The 15263-nt window shown below is 69.1% G+C and carries 17 protein-coding genes; 4 read left to right on the top strand and 13 right to left on the bottom strand.

The window, feature by feature from the left end:
- Positions 1 to 12 precede the first annotated feature (12 nt).
- Complete coding sequence (locus G7043_RS45250; RefSeq protein ID WP_166055545.1) at positions 13 to 834, top strand: alpha/beta hydrolase; 822 nt, start codon at positions 13 to 15, stop codon at positions 832 to 834.
- 3 nt (positions 835 to 837) lie between these two features.
- On the opposite strand, the gene G7043_RS45255 is transcribed toward G7043_RS45250, so the two are convergent.
- Positions 838 to 1356, bottom strand: a complete 519-nt coding sequence (locus G7043_RS45255) for a CAP domain-containing protein (protein ID WP_166055547.1) — start codon at positions 1354 to 1356, stop codon at positions 838 to 840.
- Positions 1357 to 1481: 125 nt separating this feature from the next.
- On the opposite strand from G7043_RS45255, the gene panB reads away from it, so the two are divergent.
- The gene (panB, locus tag G7043_RS45260) at positions 1482 to 2336 is read left to right on the top strand and encodes a 3-methyl-2-oxobutanoate hydroxymethyltransferase (protein WP_166055549.1); all 855 of its coding nucleotides are present in this window, start codon (positions 1482 to 1484) and stop codon (positions 2334 to 2336) included.
- A gap of 117 nt (positions 2337 to 2453) precedes the next feature.
- Positions 2454 to 3395, top strand: a complete 942-nt coding sequence (gene pip / locus G7043_RS45265) for a prolyl aminopeptidase (RefSeq protein WP_166055551.1) — start codon at positions 2454 to 2456, stop codon at positions 3393 to 3395.
- Positions 3396 to 3408: 13 nt separating this feature from the next.
- Here the strand turns inward: pip and G7043_RS45270 are convergent, their stop codons facing one another.
- The 12 genes from G7043_RS45270 to G7043_RS45325 form a co-directional block, all read right to left on the bottom strand.
- A complete protein-coding gene (locus G7043_RS45270) occupies positions 3409 to 3834 on the bottom strand; it encodes an RICIN domain-containing protein (RefSeq protein ID WP_166055553.1) in 426 nt (141 codons plus the stop codon).
- Positions 3835 to 3884: 50 nt separating this feature from the next.
- Positions 3885 to 4646 carry a helical backbone metal receptor gene (locus G7043_RS45275; RefSeq protein ID WP_166055555.1) on the bottom strand — a complete coding sequence of 254 codons (762 nt, stop codon included), beginning with the start codon at positions 4644 to 4646 and terminating at the stop codon, positions 3885 to 3887.
- Positions 4646 to 5311, bottom strand: coding sequence for an NADPH-dependent F420 reductase (gene npdG / locus G7043_RS45280; protein ID WP_166055557.1), 666 nt, complete (start codon positions 5309 to 5311; stop codon positions 4646 to 4648). The genes G7043_RS45275 and npdG overlap by 1 nt, the downstream gene beginning before the upstream one ends.
- Positions 5312 to 5372: 61 nt before the next feature.
- A complete protein-coding gene (locus tag G7043_RS45285; protein ID WP_166055559.1) occupies positions 5373 to 6779 on the bottom strand; it encodes an RNB domain-containing ribonuclease in 1407 nt (468 codons plus the stop codon).
- Positions 6780 to 6804: 25 nt separating this feature from the next.
- The gene (locus G7043_RS45290) at positions 6805 to 6999 is read right to left on the bottom strand and encodes a hypothetical protein (protein ID WP_166055561.1); all 195 of its coding nucleotides are present in this window, start codon (positions 6997 to 6999) and stop codon (positions 6805 to 6807) included.
- Positions 6996 to 7469 carry a hypothetical protein gene (locus G7043_RS45295; RefSeq protein WP_166055563.1) on the bottom strand — a complete coding sequence of 158 codons (474 nt, stop codon included), beginning with the start codon at positions 7467 to 7469 and terminating at the stop codon, positions 6996 to 6998. Before G7043_RS45295 ends, G7043_RS45290 begins: the two co-directional genes overlap by 4 nt.
- A gap of 18 nt (positions 7470 to 7487) precedes the next feature.
- Positions 7488 to 8489, bottom strand: a complete 1002-nt coding sequence (locus G7043_RS45300) for a C40 family peptidase (protein WP_166055565.1) — start codon at positions 8487 to 8489, stop codon at positions 7488 to 7490.
- 2 nt (positions 8490 to 8491) lie between these two features.
- Positions 8492 to 9091 carry a hypothetical protein gene (locus G7043_RS45305; RefSeq protein WP_166055567.1) on the bottom strand — a complete coding sequence of 200 codons (600 nt, stop codon included), beginning with the start codon at positions 9089 to 9091 and terminating at the stop codon, positions 8492 to 8494.
- 12 nt (positions 9092 to 9103) lie between these two features.
- Positions 9104 to 10963, bottom strand: coding sequence for a hypothetical protein (locus G7043_RS45310; protein WP_166055569.1), 1860 nt, complete (start codon positions 10961 to 10963; stop codon positions 9104 to 9106).
- Positions 10960 to 13824, bottom strand: coding sequence for an ATP-binding protein (locus tag G7043_RS45315; RefSeq protein ID WP_166055571.1), 2865 nt, complete (start codon positions 13822 to 13824; stop codon positions 10960 to 10962). The genes G7043_RS45310 and G7043_RS45315 overlap by 4 nt, the downstream gene beginning before the upstream one ends.
- Positions 13799 to 14266 carry a hypothetical protein gene (locus G7043_RS45320; RefSeq protein ID WP_166055573.1) on the bottom strand — a complete coding sequence of 156 codons (468 nt, stop codon included), beginning with the start codon at positions 14264 to 14266 and terminating at the stop codon, positions 13799 to 13801. The genes G7043_RS45315 and G7043_RS45320 overlap by 26 nt, the downstream gene beginning before the upstream one ends.
- Before the next feature lie 3 nt (positions 14267 to 14269).
- Positions 14270 to 14548, bottom strand: coding sequence for a hypothetical protein (locus G7043_RS45325; RefSeq protein WP_166055575.1), 279 nt, complete (start codon positions 14546 to 14548; stop codon positions 14270 to 14272).
- A gap of 425 nt (positions 14549 to 14973) precedes the next feature.
- Between G7043_RS45325 and G7043_RS45330 the strand changes: the two genes are divergently transcribed.
- On the top strand, positions 14974 to 15237 hold the full coding sequence (locus G7043_RS45330; RefSeq protein ID WP_313888412.1) for a hypothetical protein: 264 nt from the start codon (positions 14974 to 14976) through the stop codon (positions 15235 to 15237).
- Positions 15238 to 15263 lie beyond the last annotated feature (26 nt).

Genomic DNA, 15263 nt, shown 5'->3' on the forward strand with positions numbered 1-15263 from the left:
CACGTGTCGGCCATGATCCCCTCCTCGGCAGGACGGCTGCACGTCACCTCCTCCGGGCGGCCTGACCAGCCTGTGGTCGTGCTGAGCTCGGGGCTCGGCGGGGCCTGGTTCGACTGGGACCGGACCGTGCGGTTGCTGGAACCACTCGCTCGGGTGATCGTGTTCGACCGGCCGGGCCTCGGGATGAGCGGTCCGGCCCGGCGCGGGCCGTCCCTGGCGCGCGAGGTGGCCGTGCTGGACGCGGTCATGCGCGGGGTTCCGCGGGCGGTCCTGGTCGGGCACTCGATGGCATCGCTGCACGTCGAGGCCTATGCCCGGCTGCGGCCCCATCGGGTCGCCGGGGTCGTGCTGCTCGACCCGGACACCGAGACGCCGGGCGCGGGAGCCCCGTTCGACCCGGCGGCGTTGATCGCGCAGGGCATGCGGGCGTTCGGCAGCCGCTGGCTCGGCGCGCGGATCAGCCGGCGGTACGGGCACGCCGTGCGCAACCTGCTGACCGCGGTGTCGACGCTGGGCGTCACCGATCCCGCACCCGCTGACCTGGTCGAACTCGTCTACCGGCGGCCCGGCGTCGGGCGGGCGGCGCTGTGGGAGCTCGCGTCGTACCCAGGTCAGGTGGCGACGCTGGAACGGCTGCGCAAGCGTCGTGAGCTGCCCGAAGTGCCGTGGATCGTGCTCACGGCGGGACGAAAGGTGTGGCCGGAGCACCGGTCGTTGGCCGCCCTCGTGCCGTGGGGGCGCAACGTGCCCGTGCCCGGCAGCCGTCACATGATCCAGATGGACCGGCCGGACGCCGTGGTCATGGCCGTCCGGGACGTGCTCAGAGGTCTGTGAGGCTCAGTAGCCGAAGTTCTGGGTCCAGTACGGCCCGGCTCCACCCAGCTCGACGCCCACGCCGAGGGTCTTGAACTCCGCGTTGAGGATGTTCGCCCGATGCGGAGGGCTGTCCATCCAGGCGGTCATCACGGCATGGGGGTTGCTCTGTCCCTGCGCCACGTTCTCGCCACCGGGACTCGGGTGGCCGGCCGCGCTCATGCGCTCCGCCGGCGTCACGCCGTCCGGGTTCACGTGAGCGCAGAAAGCGCGCGCCGCCATGTCCCTGCTGTGGTTCCTGGCGGCGACCCGCAACCGTTCGTCGCAGCTCAACCGCGGTAGACCAGCCCTCTTGCGGACCACGTTGACCAGCGTGAGCACGTTGTCCTCGAAGCCGGACTGAGTGCTCTGGTTCCACCGGGCCGACCGCGCGGGGGTGGGGACTTCCTGCCCGTGCGCGGGTGCGGAATCGATCCGTCCTGGGGAAGGCCGGAACAGGCCGACCGAGTCGGCACGTTTCTTCGGCAGCTGGCTTCCCGGCATGCGTGTGACGGTAACCGCATCTACGACACGTTTCCGGCTAACGGTGTCACCCTGGTCTTCGGCAACCGTGCACAAAGCGCCCGGGGACCCGCGAAGGCGGGCCTCGAGGAAAGGACCGGTCGACGATGACCACTGCCGAAGTTTCCGCGCCGTACGGCAACGGAGCAGGCCAGAAGGCCCCCGCCAAGCGCGTTCGCGTCCACCACTTGCGTGAGATGAAGGAACGCGGCGAGCCGTGGCCCATGCTCACCTCCTACGACACGTTCACCGCCTCGATCTTCGACGAGGCCGGTATCCCCGTCCTGCTGGTCGGCGACTCCGCCTCGAACACCGTCTACGGGAACGAGACCTCGCTGCCGGTCACGGTGGACGAGCTCGTACCGCTCGTACGCGCGGTGTCACGCTCGGTCAAGCGCTCTCTCGTGGTCGCTGACCTGCCGTTCGGCTCCTACCAGGTGTCGGTCGAGCAGGCTGTCGCGACGGCGGTCCGGTTCATGAAGGAAGGCCAGGCGCACGCGGTCAAGCTGGAGGGTGGCGCCTACTTCGCGCCGCACATCCGCGCGATCACCGCGGCGGGCATCCCGGTCATGGCGCACATCGGCTTCACCCCGCAGTCCGAGCACCAGCTCGGCGGCTACCGCGTGCAGGGCCGTCACGAGAACCACGACGTGGTCGTCCAGGACGCGCTGGCGGTGCAGGAGGCGGGCGCGTTCGCGGTCGTGCTGGAGATGGTGACCGCCGAGGTCGCGAAGCAGATCACGCACGACCTGGTGATCCCGACCGTCGGCATCGGCGCCGGTCCGGACACCGACGCCCAGGTGCTCGTCTGGCAGGACATGATGGGCCTGAACCGCGGCAGGGCGCCTCGGTTCGTCAAGCGTTACGCGGACATCGGCAACATCATGCTGGGCGCGGCGGCGGAGTTCGCCAACGAGGTGCGCGGGCACCAGTTCCCCGGTCCCGAGCACACCTTCCACTGAACCATGGGGGGCACATTCATGGACCTGAGGTCCATGAATGTGCCCCCCATGGTTGCTGTCAGCGGGTCCAGACCTCCGGGGCTGGGCCCGCTTCGTCATGTGTCCGACGATAGGCCCATGTACCCGGAGATCGAGCCCCACACGTCAGGCCACCTGGACACCGGCGACGGCAACCTCGTGTACTGGGAGGAGTGCGGAAATCCCGACGGCAAGCCCGTCGTCTTCCTGCACGGCGGCCCCGGCGGCGGCTGCTCGCCCTCGCACCGCCGGCTGTTCGACCCGTCCGCCTACCGGATCGTCCTGTTCGACCAGCGCGGGTGCGGGCGGTCGCTGCCGCACGCTTCGACGACGGGCGACCTGTCGTTGAACACCACCTGGCACCTCGTCGCGGACATGGAGCTGCTGCGGGAGTCGCTGGGCATCTCGCGGTGGCAGGTGTTCGGCGGTTCCTGGGGTTCGACGCTGGCGTTGGCCTACGCCGAGAAGCATCCGGATCACGTTTCGGAGCTGGTGCTGCGCGGGATCTTCACGCTGCGTTCGTCCGAAGTGGACTGGTACTACCGCGGCGGGGCGGCGAACCTCTTCCCGGATCTGTGGGAGAAGTTCACGGCGCCGATCGCCGGGCTCGACGGCGATCCCGTCGAGCTGTACGCGAAGTTGTTGAGCTCTCCGGATCCTGAGGTGCACGGACCGGCGGCGGTCGCGTGGAGCACGTGGGAGGGCGCGACGGTCACGCTGCTGCCTCGCCCCGAGCTGGTGGCGGAGTTCGCCGTGCCGGAGTACGCGCTGGCGTTCGCGCGGATAGAGAACCACTACTTCGTGAACAACGGGTGGTTCGAGGAGGGGCAGCTGATCCGGGACGCCACTCGGCTGGCGGACATCCCCGGCGTGATCGTGCAGGGGCGGTACGACATCGCCACGCCCGCGGTGTCCGCGTGGGACCTGCACAAGGCGTGGCCGGGGTCGGAGCTGGTGATCGTGCCGGATGCCGGGCACGCGTACGACGAGCCCGGCATCCTGGCCGCGTTGCTGGAGGCGACGGACCGGTTCCGCGATTAGCGGTGTCGCACCACTAACGAAGGCCGACCCACTTCGCGCTCGACGTGCTGCAGGGCGTGACGGTCACCGACGCGGTCAGGCACTTTCCGGTGGCCACGTTGCGGAACCGGAAGGACGAGGCGGTGACCGGGTCGCGGCGCCAGCGGGTGGTGCCGGCGCTGCAGGCCTGGCCGAGGACGTCGCCGGCGGTGGTGGCGCCGAGGCACTTGTCCGTGGCCATGTTGTGCGGCCAGTCGACGTTGTCGGTTATCGGCACGACCCAGCGCTGCGCTTCGGACGTCCGGTCGCAGGTCCTCAGGACCACGTTGGTGCCGGTGTCGGCGAGGCAGCGGTTGGTGCCGGACAGCTGGTAGATGACGACCGGCTCGGCCGAGGCCGGGACGGCGGTCAGGGTCGTGACGGCGGCGGCGGTCGCGATGATCGCGGCTAGTTTCCCCATGGGCGACGATCTTGGCAGCGGTCCCGGTTTCGCGAATCCACCTGTGGTTGTCAACCCTGGCCGTAGTCCAGGGCTCGTTCGAGGCTCGCTCTCGCTTCCACCAGCGACGGGCCGTACCAGGTCAGATATCGGCCGTTGACCAGCGCATAGGGCAGTCCGGGGAAGCTTTCCGGGCCGTCGGAGTGGGTGAACAGGTACGGCTCGTCGGGCAGGATCACCAGGTCAGGGCGCTTGTCGTTGAGCTCTTCGAGGCTCGGTCGCGGGTAGCGCTCTTCGTGTGAGGCGTAGACGTTCTCGATTCCCAAGCGCCGCAACACATCGGTGGCGAAAGTATCGCGGCCGACGACGACCCACGGACGGCGCCAGACCGGGATCAGCGCGGTGAGCTTCGCCGGTTTCGTCTCGCGCCACAGGTCTTCGGCCTGCGTGAGCCAGCCGGGTTCGAGGTCCCAGGCCAGGGCGAAGAGCCTGCGCAACGACTTCAGCGCCATCGGCACGGTGGCAGGCGCCTCGGTCACCCAGACCCTGATGCCGTTGGCGCGCAACCGGTCGACGTCCTCGGCGCGGTTCTCCTCGGAGTTCGCGATGACGAGGTCCGGTTGCAGCGCCATGACCTGGTCGACGTCCGGGTACTTGGAGCCGCCGACCCGCTGCACGTCCAATGAGGACGGATGGGTGCAGTAGTCCGTTGCGCCCACGAGGGATGCGGGCACGCTGACCGCGACGGCCTCGGTGATCGACGGCACCAGGCTGACCACGCGCTGGGGCTGGTCGAGCGGAACCGGCTCACCGAGGTCGTCGACGGGAAGCATCAGACTCCTGTGATCTTGAGGCCCGCGTGGGTCTTGTAGCGGCGGTTGATCGCGATGAGGTTCGCGGTGAACGCCTCGACCTGGTGGGCGTTGCGCAGCCGGCCGCCGTAGACGCCGCGGAAGCCCGGCACCAGCTCGGCCAGTTCGCGCACGGTGTCGGTGGCCTCGCGGTCGTCGCCCAGGACCAGCACGTCCATGTCCACTTCGGACACGTTCAGGTCGGCGAGCAGCACGGCGGACACGTGGTGGAACGCGGCCGTGACCTTGGACTCGGGCAGCAGGAGCTCGGCCTGCTGGGCCGCGCTGCCCTCGGTGACCGGCAGCGCGAACGGACCCTGCTTGTCGAACCCGAGCGGGTTGACGCAGTCGATGACGATCTTCCCGGCCAGCTGGTCGCGCAACGACGCGAGCAGGTCGCCGTGACCGTCCCACGGCACCGCGACCAGCACGATGTCGGAGTCGGCCGCGCAGTCGGAGTTGTCCGCGCCCCGCACGTCGCCGCCGGCGACCTCGACGATCTCCTTGGCCGCCAGCTCGGCCCGCTCGGCGCTGCGGGACCCGATGATCACCTTGAGGCCCGCCTTGGCCCAGCGGATCGCGAGGCCCTTGCCCTGGGCTCCGGTTCCGCCCAGGACGCCGACGGTGAGGTCACGAATGTCTGTCACCCCTGCATCTTCACACGGTTCGCCGAGTGCGGGCTGCGCAACGTGACCTTGCGCTCGATGCTCACCCCGCGGTGAACCGGACGCGCCGCTCAGCGGGGTCGGCTTCGTCCAGGCGGACGCGAATCCGCTCGCCTTCCGGCAGGCGTTTGCCGGCGCACTTGGCCAGCACCGGCGGGTCCGCGATGAACACCTCGGCGTCGTTGTCACCCGCCCGCAGCACGACGGCCTCGAACTCCTGCCCCACGCGTCCGGCCAGCACCCAGGCCTCGACCTGGTCCAGGGCGGCCCGGTCCACCTTCGCGGCCAATGAGTCCGAGGCGCCCATCAGCGACGGGAGCTGCGGCAACGCCTCGGCCAACCAGGAAGGCAGCTCCGCACCGGCCGTGATCGCCAAACAGGCCTCGGTGGCGAAGCGGTCGACCAACCTACGCAGCGGTGCGGTCACGTGTGTGTACGACGCGGCCACGCCCGCATGCGTCACAACCTCGGGCACAGACCCGTTGAACGCCGAGTAGCCCGCGCCGCGCAACAACCGTGTGGCATCGGTGAACAGCGCCAGAGCCTCAGGGGTCGACGCGTCCAGCCCGGCCAGGAAGGCACCCGGCGACACGTCCGCGGGCCACGGCACCTGCAGAGCCGCCGCGGACCTGCGCAGCGAACCCACCGCCTGGGCGTCCGGATCGGGCAGCGTGCGGAGGATGCCGCAGCGGGCCTCCAGCATGATCGACGCGGCCGCCATGCCCGTCATCAGCGAGATCTCGGCGTTCCACGAGTCGACGAGCGCGCGGGGCCGGGTGACGAGCTTCCAGCCGGAGCCGTTGGACTCGATCTCCTGTTCGGGCAGCTGGAGTTCGATCGCGCCGCGCTCGCGGGCCAGTTCGCGCCGCAACGGGCCGAACTCGGCCAGCGCCGCGACGGACGGGTGCGGGTTGCCGGCGTCAAAACTCGCCTGCACCGAGGCGTAGTCGAACTGGGCCTGCGAACGCACCAGAGCGCGCCGCACCTCGACCGAGACGGGCACGCCGTCAGCCGAGCAGGTGAACGTCCACAGCACCGCGGGACGCGTCACGCCCGGCAAGAGAGAGGCCGCGCCCTCGGACAACACGGTCGGATGCAGCGGCACGTTGCCGTCGGGCAGGTAGATGGTCTGACCGCGCTGACGAACCTCAGCGTCCAACGCGCCACCCGGCGTCACGAACGCACCGAGGTCGGCGATCGCGTAGTGAACGGTGAAACCGTCGCCGGACTTCAGCACGCAAAGGGCCTGGTCCAGGTCCTTCGCGCCGGGCGGGTCGATCGTCACCAACGGAATGGAGGTGAGGTCGGGGCGGTCTCCGAACGAACGGGAGACCGCCGCCTCGGCCTCGGCCAGCACGGCGGCGGGGAACGCGGACCGCAGTCCGAACTCGTCCCGCAAGCCGTCGAAGGCCAGGTCAGCACGGCCCGTGCGGATCACCAAAGAAGCCACCCGCACAGCCTAAGGACTCAGACGTTCAGTCCTCGTCGTCGCCGCGCCACTTCTTGTCCGACTCGTCCGCGGCACGGGTCCGCTCGCGGGCCATCTCCAGGGCGTGGGCCGCGGTGGCCTCGTCCGGGTACGGGCCCATCCGGTCCCCGCCCCTGCAGCCCTTGCCCTGCTCGACCGTCTGGTGGGTGAGGCAGTAGTACCAACCGCTCGTGTCACTCATACGCGTTCGCCTCCCAAAGGCGCCGGGAATCCCCGCGGCGGCGTCGACTGGTTGGCGTTGGCGTACTCCGAGGGGATCGGATCCAAACACGAGACCAGAACGGTCCGGTCCTCGGCGTTCTCGATCTTGCGTCCGGACCGGTCACGGTAGACCAGCGAACCGTCGGAGTCGATCTCCATGATGGCGCCGACCTCGGCCAGCTGTTCCTCGTCGAGGTCGGCGAGTTTCTCGTAGCGGGACGGCACCACCCGGTAGATCGGCCACTTGAGGTGGCCGTAGGTGCGGTGGAAATCGGCCAGCAGGTGCGTCAGGTGCTGCTGCCACGGCAACGGCATGGCTTCCGCCAGCGCACGCGGGATCACCACGTAGTCGGCGGACACACCCGGAGCACCAGCCGCCATGTAGTCACGCACTGGTGTGCTCGACGCGGGCGGTCCGGAAGGCCTCGGGATGGGGTCGTGGTTGAACATGCAGCGCCTCCCCGCGATCTACACGCCCGGCCGGACGGCCAGCGGCATCAGCTCTTGATAATTCCAGTTGATCTTGGAGATCTTCACGACGTCACCCGTCTGGGGGGCATGGATGTACTCGTCGTTGCCGAGGTACATGCCGACGTGGTGGACAGATCGTGGATCCGCTGTGTTGTAGGCCCAGAAGAGCAGGTCTCCGGCCTGGGCCTCGCGCACCGGTAGATGGGCACCGCCCTTCTCGTACTGGTCGTTCGCCACCCGCGGGATCTTCACGCCGGCCGCCCCGAACGCCTTCACGAGGATGCCCGAGCAGTCCCACGCGTCCGGGCCGTTGCCGCCCCACAGGTACGGCTCGCCCAGCTGTTCCTTGGTGAACTGGATCGCGATGCCCGCCGCGTTCGACGCCAGCAGGAACTGGCCCGCGCCCGAGCCGCAACCGGCGGGGTCGGCGATCTGCCCCAGCTCACCCAGCAGGAAGGCCGCCATGGCCTCCCAGTTGTGATAGCGGTCGGGGAAAGCCGACCGTTCCACCGCCTGCGCGGAGTCGCCGGGCCGCTTGTTCTCCCAGTCCGGCACCTTCAGCAGCACGTCGTAGAACTTGTTGATCGCGTACGTCGGGTCTTTGACCTCGTCGGGTGATCCCCAGCCCATCGACGGACGCATCTGGAAGATGCCGAGCGAGTCGCGGTCGCCGTAGTTCAACGGACGCAGGCCCGACTCGGTCATGCCGGCCTGGATCGCGACCTGCCACGCGAGCGGCGGCAGCTTGCGCTCCTGGCCGATGGAGATGATGCGGGCCACGATGTTGCGCTGCTCGTCGTTGAGGCGCGACGCGTCGTGCCGACCCTTGTCGCCGCCGCCCGCGTCCCACGGCCCGATGGCCGCGTTGCAGCTCATCCGCATGAAGTTCGCCCCGGCGGCGGGGTTCGTGGAGTTGCTGACCACCTGCGTCACACCGGAGGTCGCCACCGCGATCACGACTACCGCACCAAGCGCTCCGAGCAGCAGCATCCACCGCATGGTCAGTCCGCCTTCGTGTAGCCGTTGACCCGCCACTCGTTGCTGGGCGAGAGCTTGATCAACGTGATGACGACCTTGCCGAGATCCGTGCTCACCTCGAAGTCGGCCGACGACACGGTCGACCGCACCGGCCGCACTCCCGGCGTGAGCTTGTCCGGCACGTTCTTCGGATCAATGGTCGCCATCTGCGCGAGGAATTCCTCCGTCGTGTACGGACGGAGCTGCGCGAGCCACTTGTTGACGTCGTTGTCGGGCGGCGGCTTGATCCAGTTCTCCGCCCACAGCTCGGCGACCAGCTGCGCGTCGGCAGCGGTCGGCGCGGCCGAGGCGGCGTTGGTGGGCGGTGGCAGCTTGGTCGGCAGCGAGACACCGCTGGACGGCAGCTGTCCGACCTGGGTGCCCTGCGACGACGTCGAGGGCTGGCCCGCGGCCGACTGACCGGCGGGTTTGCGGTCGAGCACCCTCGGGATGATCACGCCGAGCGCGACGACCACCACCACGAAGATGATGATCGAGGCGGCGAGGTGCCGCGGGGAGCGCAGCGGCCAGCCCCACAGCCTGCGGTAGACCGCGGCACGGCCGCGGTTGGTACGGATCGGCACCTACGCCTCCCTTCAGTTGTCCCTGACTTCGAAACCGCGCGAAGGTCGGTAGATCACGTGCACCGGACGTCCCGCCACCACTTCCGTCTCGGCCCGGCGAGGTTCCTGCACCGGTCCCTGATAACCGTTGGAACGCGACGGCACGAGCACCGAGTCGTCGACCCGGTCCCACTGCCGATCCGTGACGGGCGGGCTGTCGACCACGCGCGACCGGCCGACCGGCAACGCCGCCGGGCCCGATCCGGCGGGCAAGGCACCCGCGCGCACGCCGTAGCCGTCCCCGCCACTGACGATCTGTCCCGGCTGGGAGTCGCGGTCGAGCCGTTGCGCCGTCGCCATGACCGGGCTGGAGGCCTCCGGGCGCACCCGGCCGCGGCCGCGCTGCGGCACCTGTTCGCCGTCGGTGTCGTTCTCCCGCACGGAATCCCAGAACTCGTCCTGCGGCGTCGGGCCGGTCGGCTTCTTCCTGCCCATCATCTTCGACCAGATGCCGCCGCTCATCGGCAGGACGTTGCTCGCCGAGCCGACGGACATCTCGACCATCTGCCACATGCGGCGCAACGGTTTTCCGATGACGAAGCAGACCAGTGTCAGCATCAGGCCGAGCAAAGTCCTGGTGAGCAACGAAAGCCCGGTCGCACTGAAGATCGCCTGCAGCAGCAGCGCGTGGACACCCGCGAGGACCGCGAGCACCAGCACGTTGAACACCGTCACGGCGGCCGCCCGCGCGACCTTGCGCAGCAGGTCGTGGTGGATCAGCGCGACGAGACCGATGAGCGGTCCGGCGAGCGTGAGGATGCGCAGCAACAGCTGGGCCAGCAGCACCGCGGCCTTCGCGAACAACTGGAACAGCGAGAACGCGATGGCCTGCAGCAGTGACAGGAACCCGGCGCCGGTGCGGCTGCCGTCGGTGCCGTCGAAGTAGCCCTTCGCGGTGCCGAGCTGACCTTCCAGCGCCTTCCACTCGGCCTTCTTCGCGGTCAGCGCCGCCTGGTCCGCGTCCTTGTGCTCGGCGATCTCCGCCGTCGTCCAGGCCTGGGCCTTGAGGATGCGCGGACCGTACTCGGCGGCCTGCGGTGCCTCAGGTGTGCCGAACGCACCGCGCAGCCAGCTCTGGTAGACGACCGCGTCGTGCAGTTTCGTTGGTAGTACGTGAAGTGTGCCTTGTTCTTCGGGTGCCTCGATGAATCCCGCCTGGATCTCCGAGGTTTTGGAGACCAGCGTGTTGTCGAGGAGGTTGTAGAACTGCGGCAAGGCCAATGTGGACGTTGCCAGCCACATCGCCGCCAACGCCCAAAGCCCGCGTTTGGAGATCGCGGCGAAGTCGCCCGTCCAGATCTGCCGGAACATCAGGATCGCGAGGATCAGCGCGACCAGTCCGAACCAGCGCAGATAGACGTTGTCGTAGACCTTCTGCACGCCGTTCTTCACGGCGTCGTCCAGCGGCACCAGCAGACCGCGGCCCATCACCGTGTAGTGCAACGCGTTCGTGGCACCGACGATGTTCTTGCCGACGCTGAACAACTCGTTGCCCGCCCACGTGTCGAGCGTGGCGCTGGCGTTCGGGATGGTGCAGCTGGACTGGTAGTAGTGCCAGACCATGCCCGCGTAGCCGTAGTCGAGGTACGGCGAGCCGGGCAGGCCGTTGCCGACCGGCGGGTCGAGTGCGCCGACCATGCCCGCGCCGGGACGTTCGGGGTTCGGCGGGTCGCCACAGGCCTGCGCGTGCGCCGGAGCACCGATCACCACCTGCAGCGCGAGGATGACCGAGACCGCGAGCACCGAGCGGGACTTCGCTGACGTGCGCAGCGCGAACCGCCGCCTTGCCCAGAGCAAGGCGGCGATCGCGAGCACGATCGTCAGCGCCGTCATGCGGCGCCGCCGTGGTGGCGGTTGGTGCCGTCACCGTGGCCCACCAAATGGGCCTCGTCCTCCGTCAGTCCGAGTTCCATGTCCGCCGCCAGTTCGTCGTCGATCTCGTCGGGCACGTAGGCGGGCGGCTGGGCAGCCGCGTGCTCGTCCGTCGGCACGAGCTCGCCGTTGCCGTTCGCGTTGCCGCGCTTGGCATCCGGGGTCGTGTCGAGGGCGTTGCGCAGGTGTTCGAGGTGCGGGCCGCTGAAGTCGATGCGGATCCGCTCCACACCACCGGCACCGTCGCCGAAGATGAACTGCCGCGGGGCGCGGTCGCGTTCGGTCGCGGTGCGCTCGCCACCGGGACGGCGGCCGAGCGACGCGACGACCTGCTCGTAGCCGGCTGCGATCGGAACCTTGAGCAGCCGCAACGCGTCCGCCTGCGCCTGGTCGTCGTCGAGCCGGCCGACGAAGACCGAGTCGAGCAGTGCCACGAAGCCCTGGATCTTCAGGAAGTCGGCGGGGATCTGGGACGACAGCAGCACGCGGACGTTCCACTTTCGCGAGTCACGCGCGAAGCGGTTCATCAGCACGCGACCGGTCGGGACCTCCGAGAGGAAGAACGCCTCGTCGATCCAGACGCCCTTGCGCTGGTCCTTCGGCTTTTCGTAGATCGAGCGCTGGGTGAGCCAGGCGGCGAGGTTCAGCATCTCGACACCGAGCGACTCCGCATCCGTCCAGTGCTCGCGGCCGACGCCGTCCTTGGGCAGGTTCAGGCCCGCCATGGTCAGGACGGTGAGCCGGTCGTCGCGCACCTCGTTGTACGGGTCGTGGTCCTCCTCGGGGATGAGCAACGACATGCGCTCGCGCATCTCGTCGAGGAAGTCCGCGACCACGACGGCGTGCTCGTGGTGCTCGGACGCGTCCCGGCGCAGCGCCTCGAAGACGAGACCGGGGTGGGCGTCGAAGCGGCCACCGACCGTGCGGACCGCGCGCAGCAGCACGATGCGCGTCTGCGGCAGGCGCGCGACCTCGAACGGCAGCAGACCCGTGAGCACGTCCAGCACCAGACGACGACGGGTCGCCGCCGCCAGTGCCTTCTCGCGGCGCCAGGCGCGTTCGGGGTCGTCCTCGTCGAGGAAGTGCTCGATCATCGGCTCGGCGACCACCCGGTACGGGTTGAGGATGCCGGGCTGGGCGTTGAGCAGGTTGATCGGTCGCGCGTACGGCCGCAGTTCGGGCAGGTCGCAGAGTGCGGACAGCGGTCCGGACGGGTCGAGCAACGTCCAGTGCGCGCCGGCCCGCAGCGTCTTGTAGACCATGCCGCCGCCGAGGAACGACTTACCGGCACCCAGACCCGCGACCATCGCCGTCAGACCCGAGGCGTCGCGGAGTTCCTGCGCCATCCACGGGTCCCACGCGACCGGGCGGCGGGTGGCCGTGACGGTCTCGCCGAGGAGAATGCCGCGACGGTCACCGACCTCGGCCGTGGCCGTGGGAACCGCGCTCGCCGCCCACAACACGCTGCCGCGACGCAGGTACGCGCCGTTGGACAGCGGTTCACCGGGGATGAACTCGCGGGCGATCGCGTACTGGGCCTCGGGGTGTTCGATCGCGATCTTCGGCTTGTACAGCTCCAGCAACGACTGGGCGAGCCGCAGCGCCTCGCGCTCGGTCGGTCCGCTGACCGCGAGCCGCCACCACGAGCGCACCCGGGTGCCGAGCGCGGTGAAGCCCGACGTCATCTCGTCGTCGATCTCCAGCACGCGACCGGCCTGGCGGGCCAGTGACTGCGGCGGTTCGAGCTCGTGCTCGTCGGTGTAGTGGCGGACCTGCGAGCGCACCTTGCTCATCTGCCGTGACAGCTCGCCCGAGACTTCCTCGGGCTTGCGCACGTAGATGCGGGCGGACCACTCGACACTCGCCGGGAGCCGGTCCGCGCGCTGCACCCACGGGTCGTCGACCTCGGGGATCTGCAGGCCGTGCATCAGCCCGACGGTGAGCACCGCGACGTGCCGTTTGATGCCCGCGTTCGAGCCGGTGCGGCCGCGCACGGTCACCGTCGGCGAGTAGGGCTCCTGGTGGAAGTCGGCGGCGTCGGTGAAGGACGCCAGGTCCTCGGGCTCCCACGCGGCACCGGGCACGGCGGGCAGGTTGCGCGGCGCGGGCAGGCCCAGCGAGCACGACCTGTGCATCAGCCAGGACATCTCCTCGGCCGTCGCGGGACGGCCTTCGAGACCGGCGGACCCGATCACCTGGTCGAGGTGCTCGACCTCGGAGTCGAGCGCGACCAGTTCGGCGTCGACGGCATCCGGGAAGACCTTGCGCAGCACGGGGGCCGCGCGTTCGACGGCGCGGTCCATCATGTTGCGGGTCTGCACCTGGACGCCCAGGTAGACCTCTTTCTCCGCCATCGAGCGGCCCATGAGCTGCTGCTGCTCGCCGATCATGTAGTCGTCGAACGACAGCGTGCCGGGCGTGTCCGGCAGGCGCTTGACGGCGTTGTGCACGTGCGCCTCGGCCCACATGCGGATGGGATACGGCCGCGTGGTGACCCGCAGGTGCATCCAGCGGCCCTGCAGCTCGGCGTACTGGCCCGCGATCGCGGCGATCAGGTCCTGGCGCTGCGAGTCGCTGCGGAACGACCAGCGCTGCGGCGCGAGCCGGTACCAGGCGTAGACCTCCTGGCCGGTGCGCAGCAGGTGTCCGTCGATGCTGCGCGCGGCGATCGACGGCGTGTAGCTCGGCACGGCCTGTTCGCCGGGCAGGCGACGGCCGCGCTTCGAATACGCGGCCCGGTCACGCTCGCGGGGGTCGGCCGCGGCGTGCTGGGCGATGTGCTGGGCGGAGCGACGGTCACGGTCTCGCCGGCGTCCGAACACCGCGAACCTCCTTCTTACGGCTGGCTGACGTCCGGCGTTGGGCCTGCTGTCTCGCCCGTTGTTTCTTGCTCAACTTGGGACGAGGCCGCTGCGGACTGACCCGGATCCGGGCGGCGCTGGCCGCTCCGCCGGAGCTTGCCGTGCGCTCTCGAGGTGCGGTGAGCTCGCGGACCCACATCGACATGACGGCCGTGAGCGGCCGTTCATGGCTGATCCGCTGGGTGATGAAGCGCGTGAGGATGATCGTCGCGACGAGGGCCCACGCGGTCGAGAAGAACCCGAACCCGATGCCCATCTGCCGCTCGATCGTGAGTACGACGAGGAAAACGACGATCCCGACGCCCCACGCGACGTATCGCGCGCGCCAGGGAAAAGTCGCTTTGGGCGGGCCGAGCCAGACGGCGTCGACCCGGTAGACCTCGTCGTCAGTGCGGACCCGCACGTGTCAGCCTCCGACGAACAAGCCGGCGAGCCACTTGCCGATGTTCGACCCCGCGTCGGTCGTCACCGCGAGGCCGATGATGGCCAGCGCGACGATCACGCCGCCAAGGCGACGCATCACGCCCGCGTTGTCGCCTTTGCCACCTCCCAGCCAGAGCAGGAGGAGCGCGACGGTCAGCAGCAGCAGCGGAACGATGTTGCCCAGGATCCAGTCACGGACATTGCTTGTGCCCGGCACCGTCGGCTGCTGCTGAGCGAGTGTCACCAGGTCCATGGCGGTCATTAGGTACTCCAGAGTGCGCTCGGGCTTGCGCTACGAGTAGAACACGAGTTCGTCACGACGTGTGAAGCTGTTGGAGCTGGCGGTAGATCATCTGGCCGTTCCCCCTGGGGAGAATTACGTCTAATCTGGCCGACACATCATCACTGAGGAGACGTCAGTGGGGAACACCGGGCTCAAGATTCTCTCCGTCGCCGCCAAGGTTCACCCGACTGCGAACGCCCTGGTCACACACAGTGCGTGAACTTTAAACATGAGCACGTGTCCACCCATGTGAACGCCCTGATCGGCCGGTTCGCGACCCCTCTGAAAGGCGCTGCGGGTGCGGTCCGGAGCGACGACTCCGAGGAGATTCGCCGATGCTCGAACCTGACCTCGTGCCGGACGGAAGTGTGGACGGAATCACAGCCTCCCCTAGTGCTCCAGGCGTGATCGAGCCTACCGGGGAGGCTCCGCAAACGCGGCGCCGGGTCCAGCGGACGATCAACTTCGACCGGTCCGTGCTGGAGCGAGCGCGTGCGGCGGCCACCTATCTGGCTTCCTACGAGCCTCAGGCGGGGGTGCGGTCGCTGGCCGACATCGTCAATCCGGCGGTGCTCGCGTACGTGACGGAGTTGGAGGAGCTCTACAACGCCGGGGAGCCGTTCCGGCCGGTGTTGAGGATGCCTTCGGGGCGCCCGGCCAAGCGCTGAGTCTTCACAACTTTGTGAAACCTGTG

The sequence above is a fragment of the Lentzea alba genome, from assembly GCF_011067745.1.
Lineage (GTDB): Bacteria > Actinomycetota > Actinomycetes > Mycobacteriales > Pseudonocardiaceae > Lentzea > Lentzea alba.

What these genes read in the sequence shown, in the direction of transcription:
- G7043_RS45250 (WP_166055545.1), top strand. Translation starts at nt 13, where the DNA reads ATGATCCCCTCCTCGGCAGGACGGCTGCACGTCACCTCCTCCGGGCGG.
- G7043_RS45255 (WP_166055547.1), bottom strand. Translation starts at nt 1,356, where the DNA reads ATGCCGGGAAGCCAGCTGCCGAAGAAACGTGCCGACTCGGTCGGCCTG.
- panB (WP_166055549.1), top strand. Translation starts at nt 1,482, where the DNA reads ATGACCACTGCCGAAGTTTCCGCGCCGTACGGCAACGGAGCAGGCCAG.
- pip (WP_166055551.1), top strand. Translation starts at nt 2,454, where the DNA reads ATGTACCCGGAGATCGAGCCCCACACGTCAGGCCACCTGGACACCGGC.
- G7043_RS45270 (WP_166055553.1), bottom strand. Translation starts at nt 3,834, where the DNA reads ATGGGGAAACTAGCCGCGATCATCGCGACCGCCGCCGCCGTCACGACC.
- G7043_RS45275 (WP_166055555.1), bottom strand. Translation starts at nt 4,646, where the DNA reads ATGCTTCCCGTCGACGACCTCGGTGAGCCGGTTCCGCTCGACCAGCCC.
- G7043_RS45290 (WP_166055561.1), bottom strand. Translation starts at nt 6,999, where the DNA reads ATGAGTGACACGAGCGGTTGGTACTACTGCCTCACCCACCAGACGGTC.
- G7043_RS45295 (WP_166055563.1), bottom strand. Translation starts at nt 7,469, where the DNA reads ATGTTCAACCACGACCCCATCCCGAGGCCTTCCGGACCGCCCGCGTCG.
- G7043_RS45300 (WP_166055565.1), bottom strand. Translation starts at nt 8,489, where the DNA reads ATGCGGTGGATGCTGCTGCTCGGAGCGCTTGGTGCGGTAGTCGTGATC.
- G7043_RS45310 (WP_166055569.1), bottom strand. Translation starts at nt 10,963, where the DNA reads ATGACGGCGCTGACGATCGTGCTCGCGATCGCCGCCTTGCTCTGGGCA.
- G7043_RS45325 (WP_166055575.1), bottom strand. Translation starts at nt 14,548, where the DNA reads ATGACCGCCATGGACCTGGTGACACTCGCTCAGCAGCAGCCGACGGTG.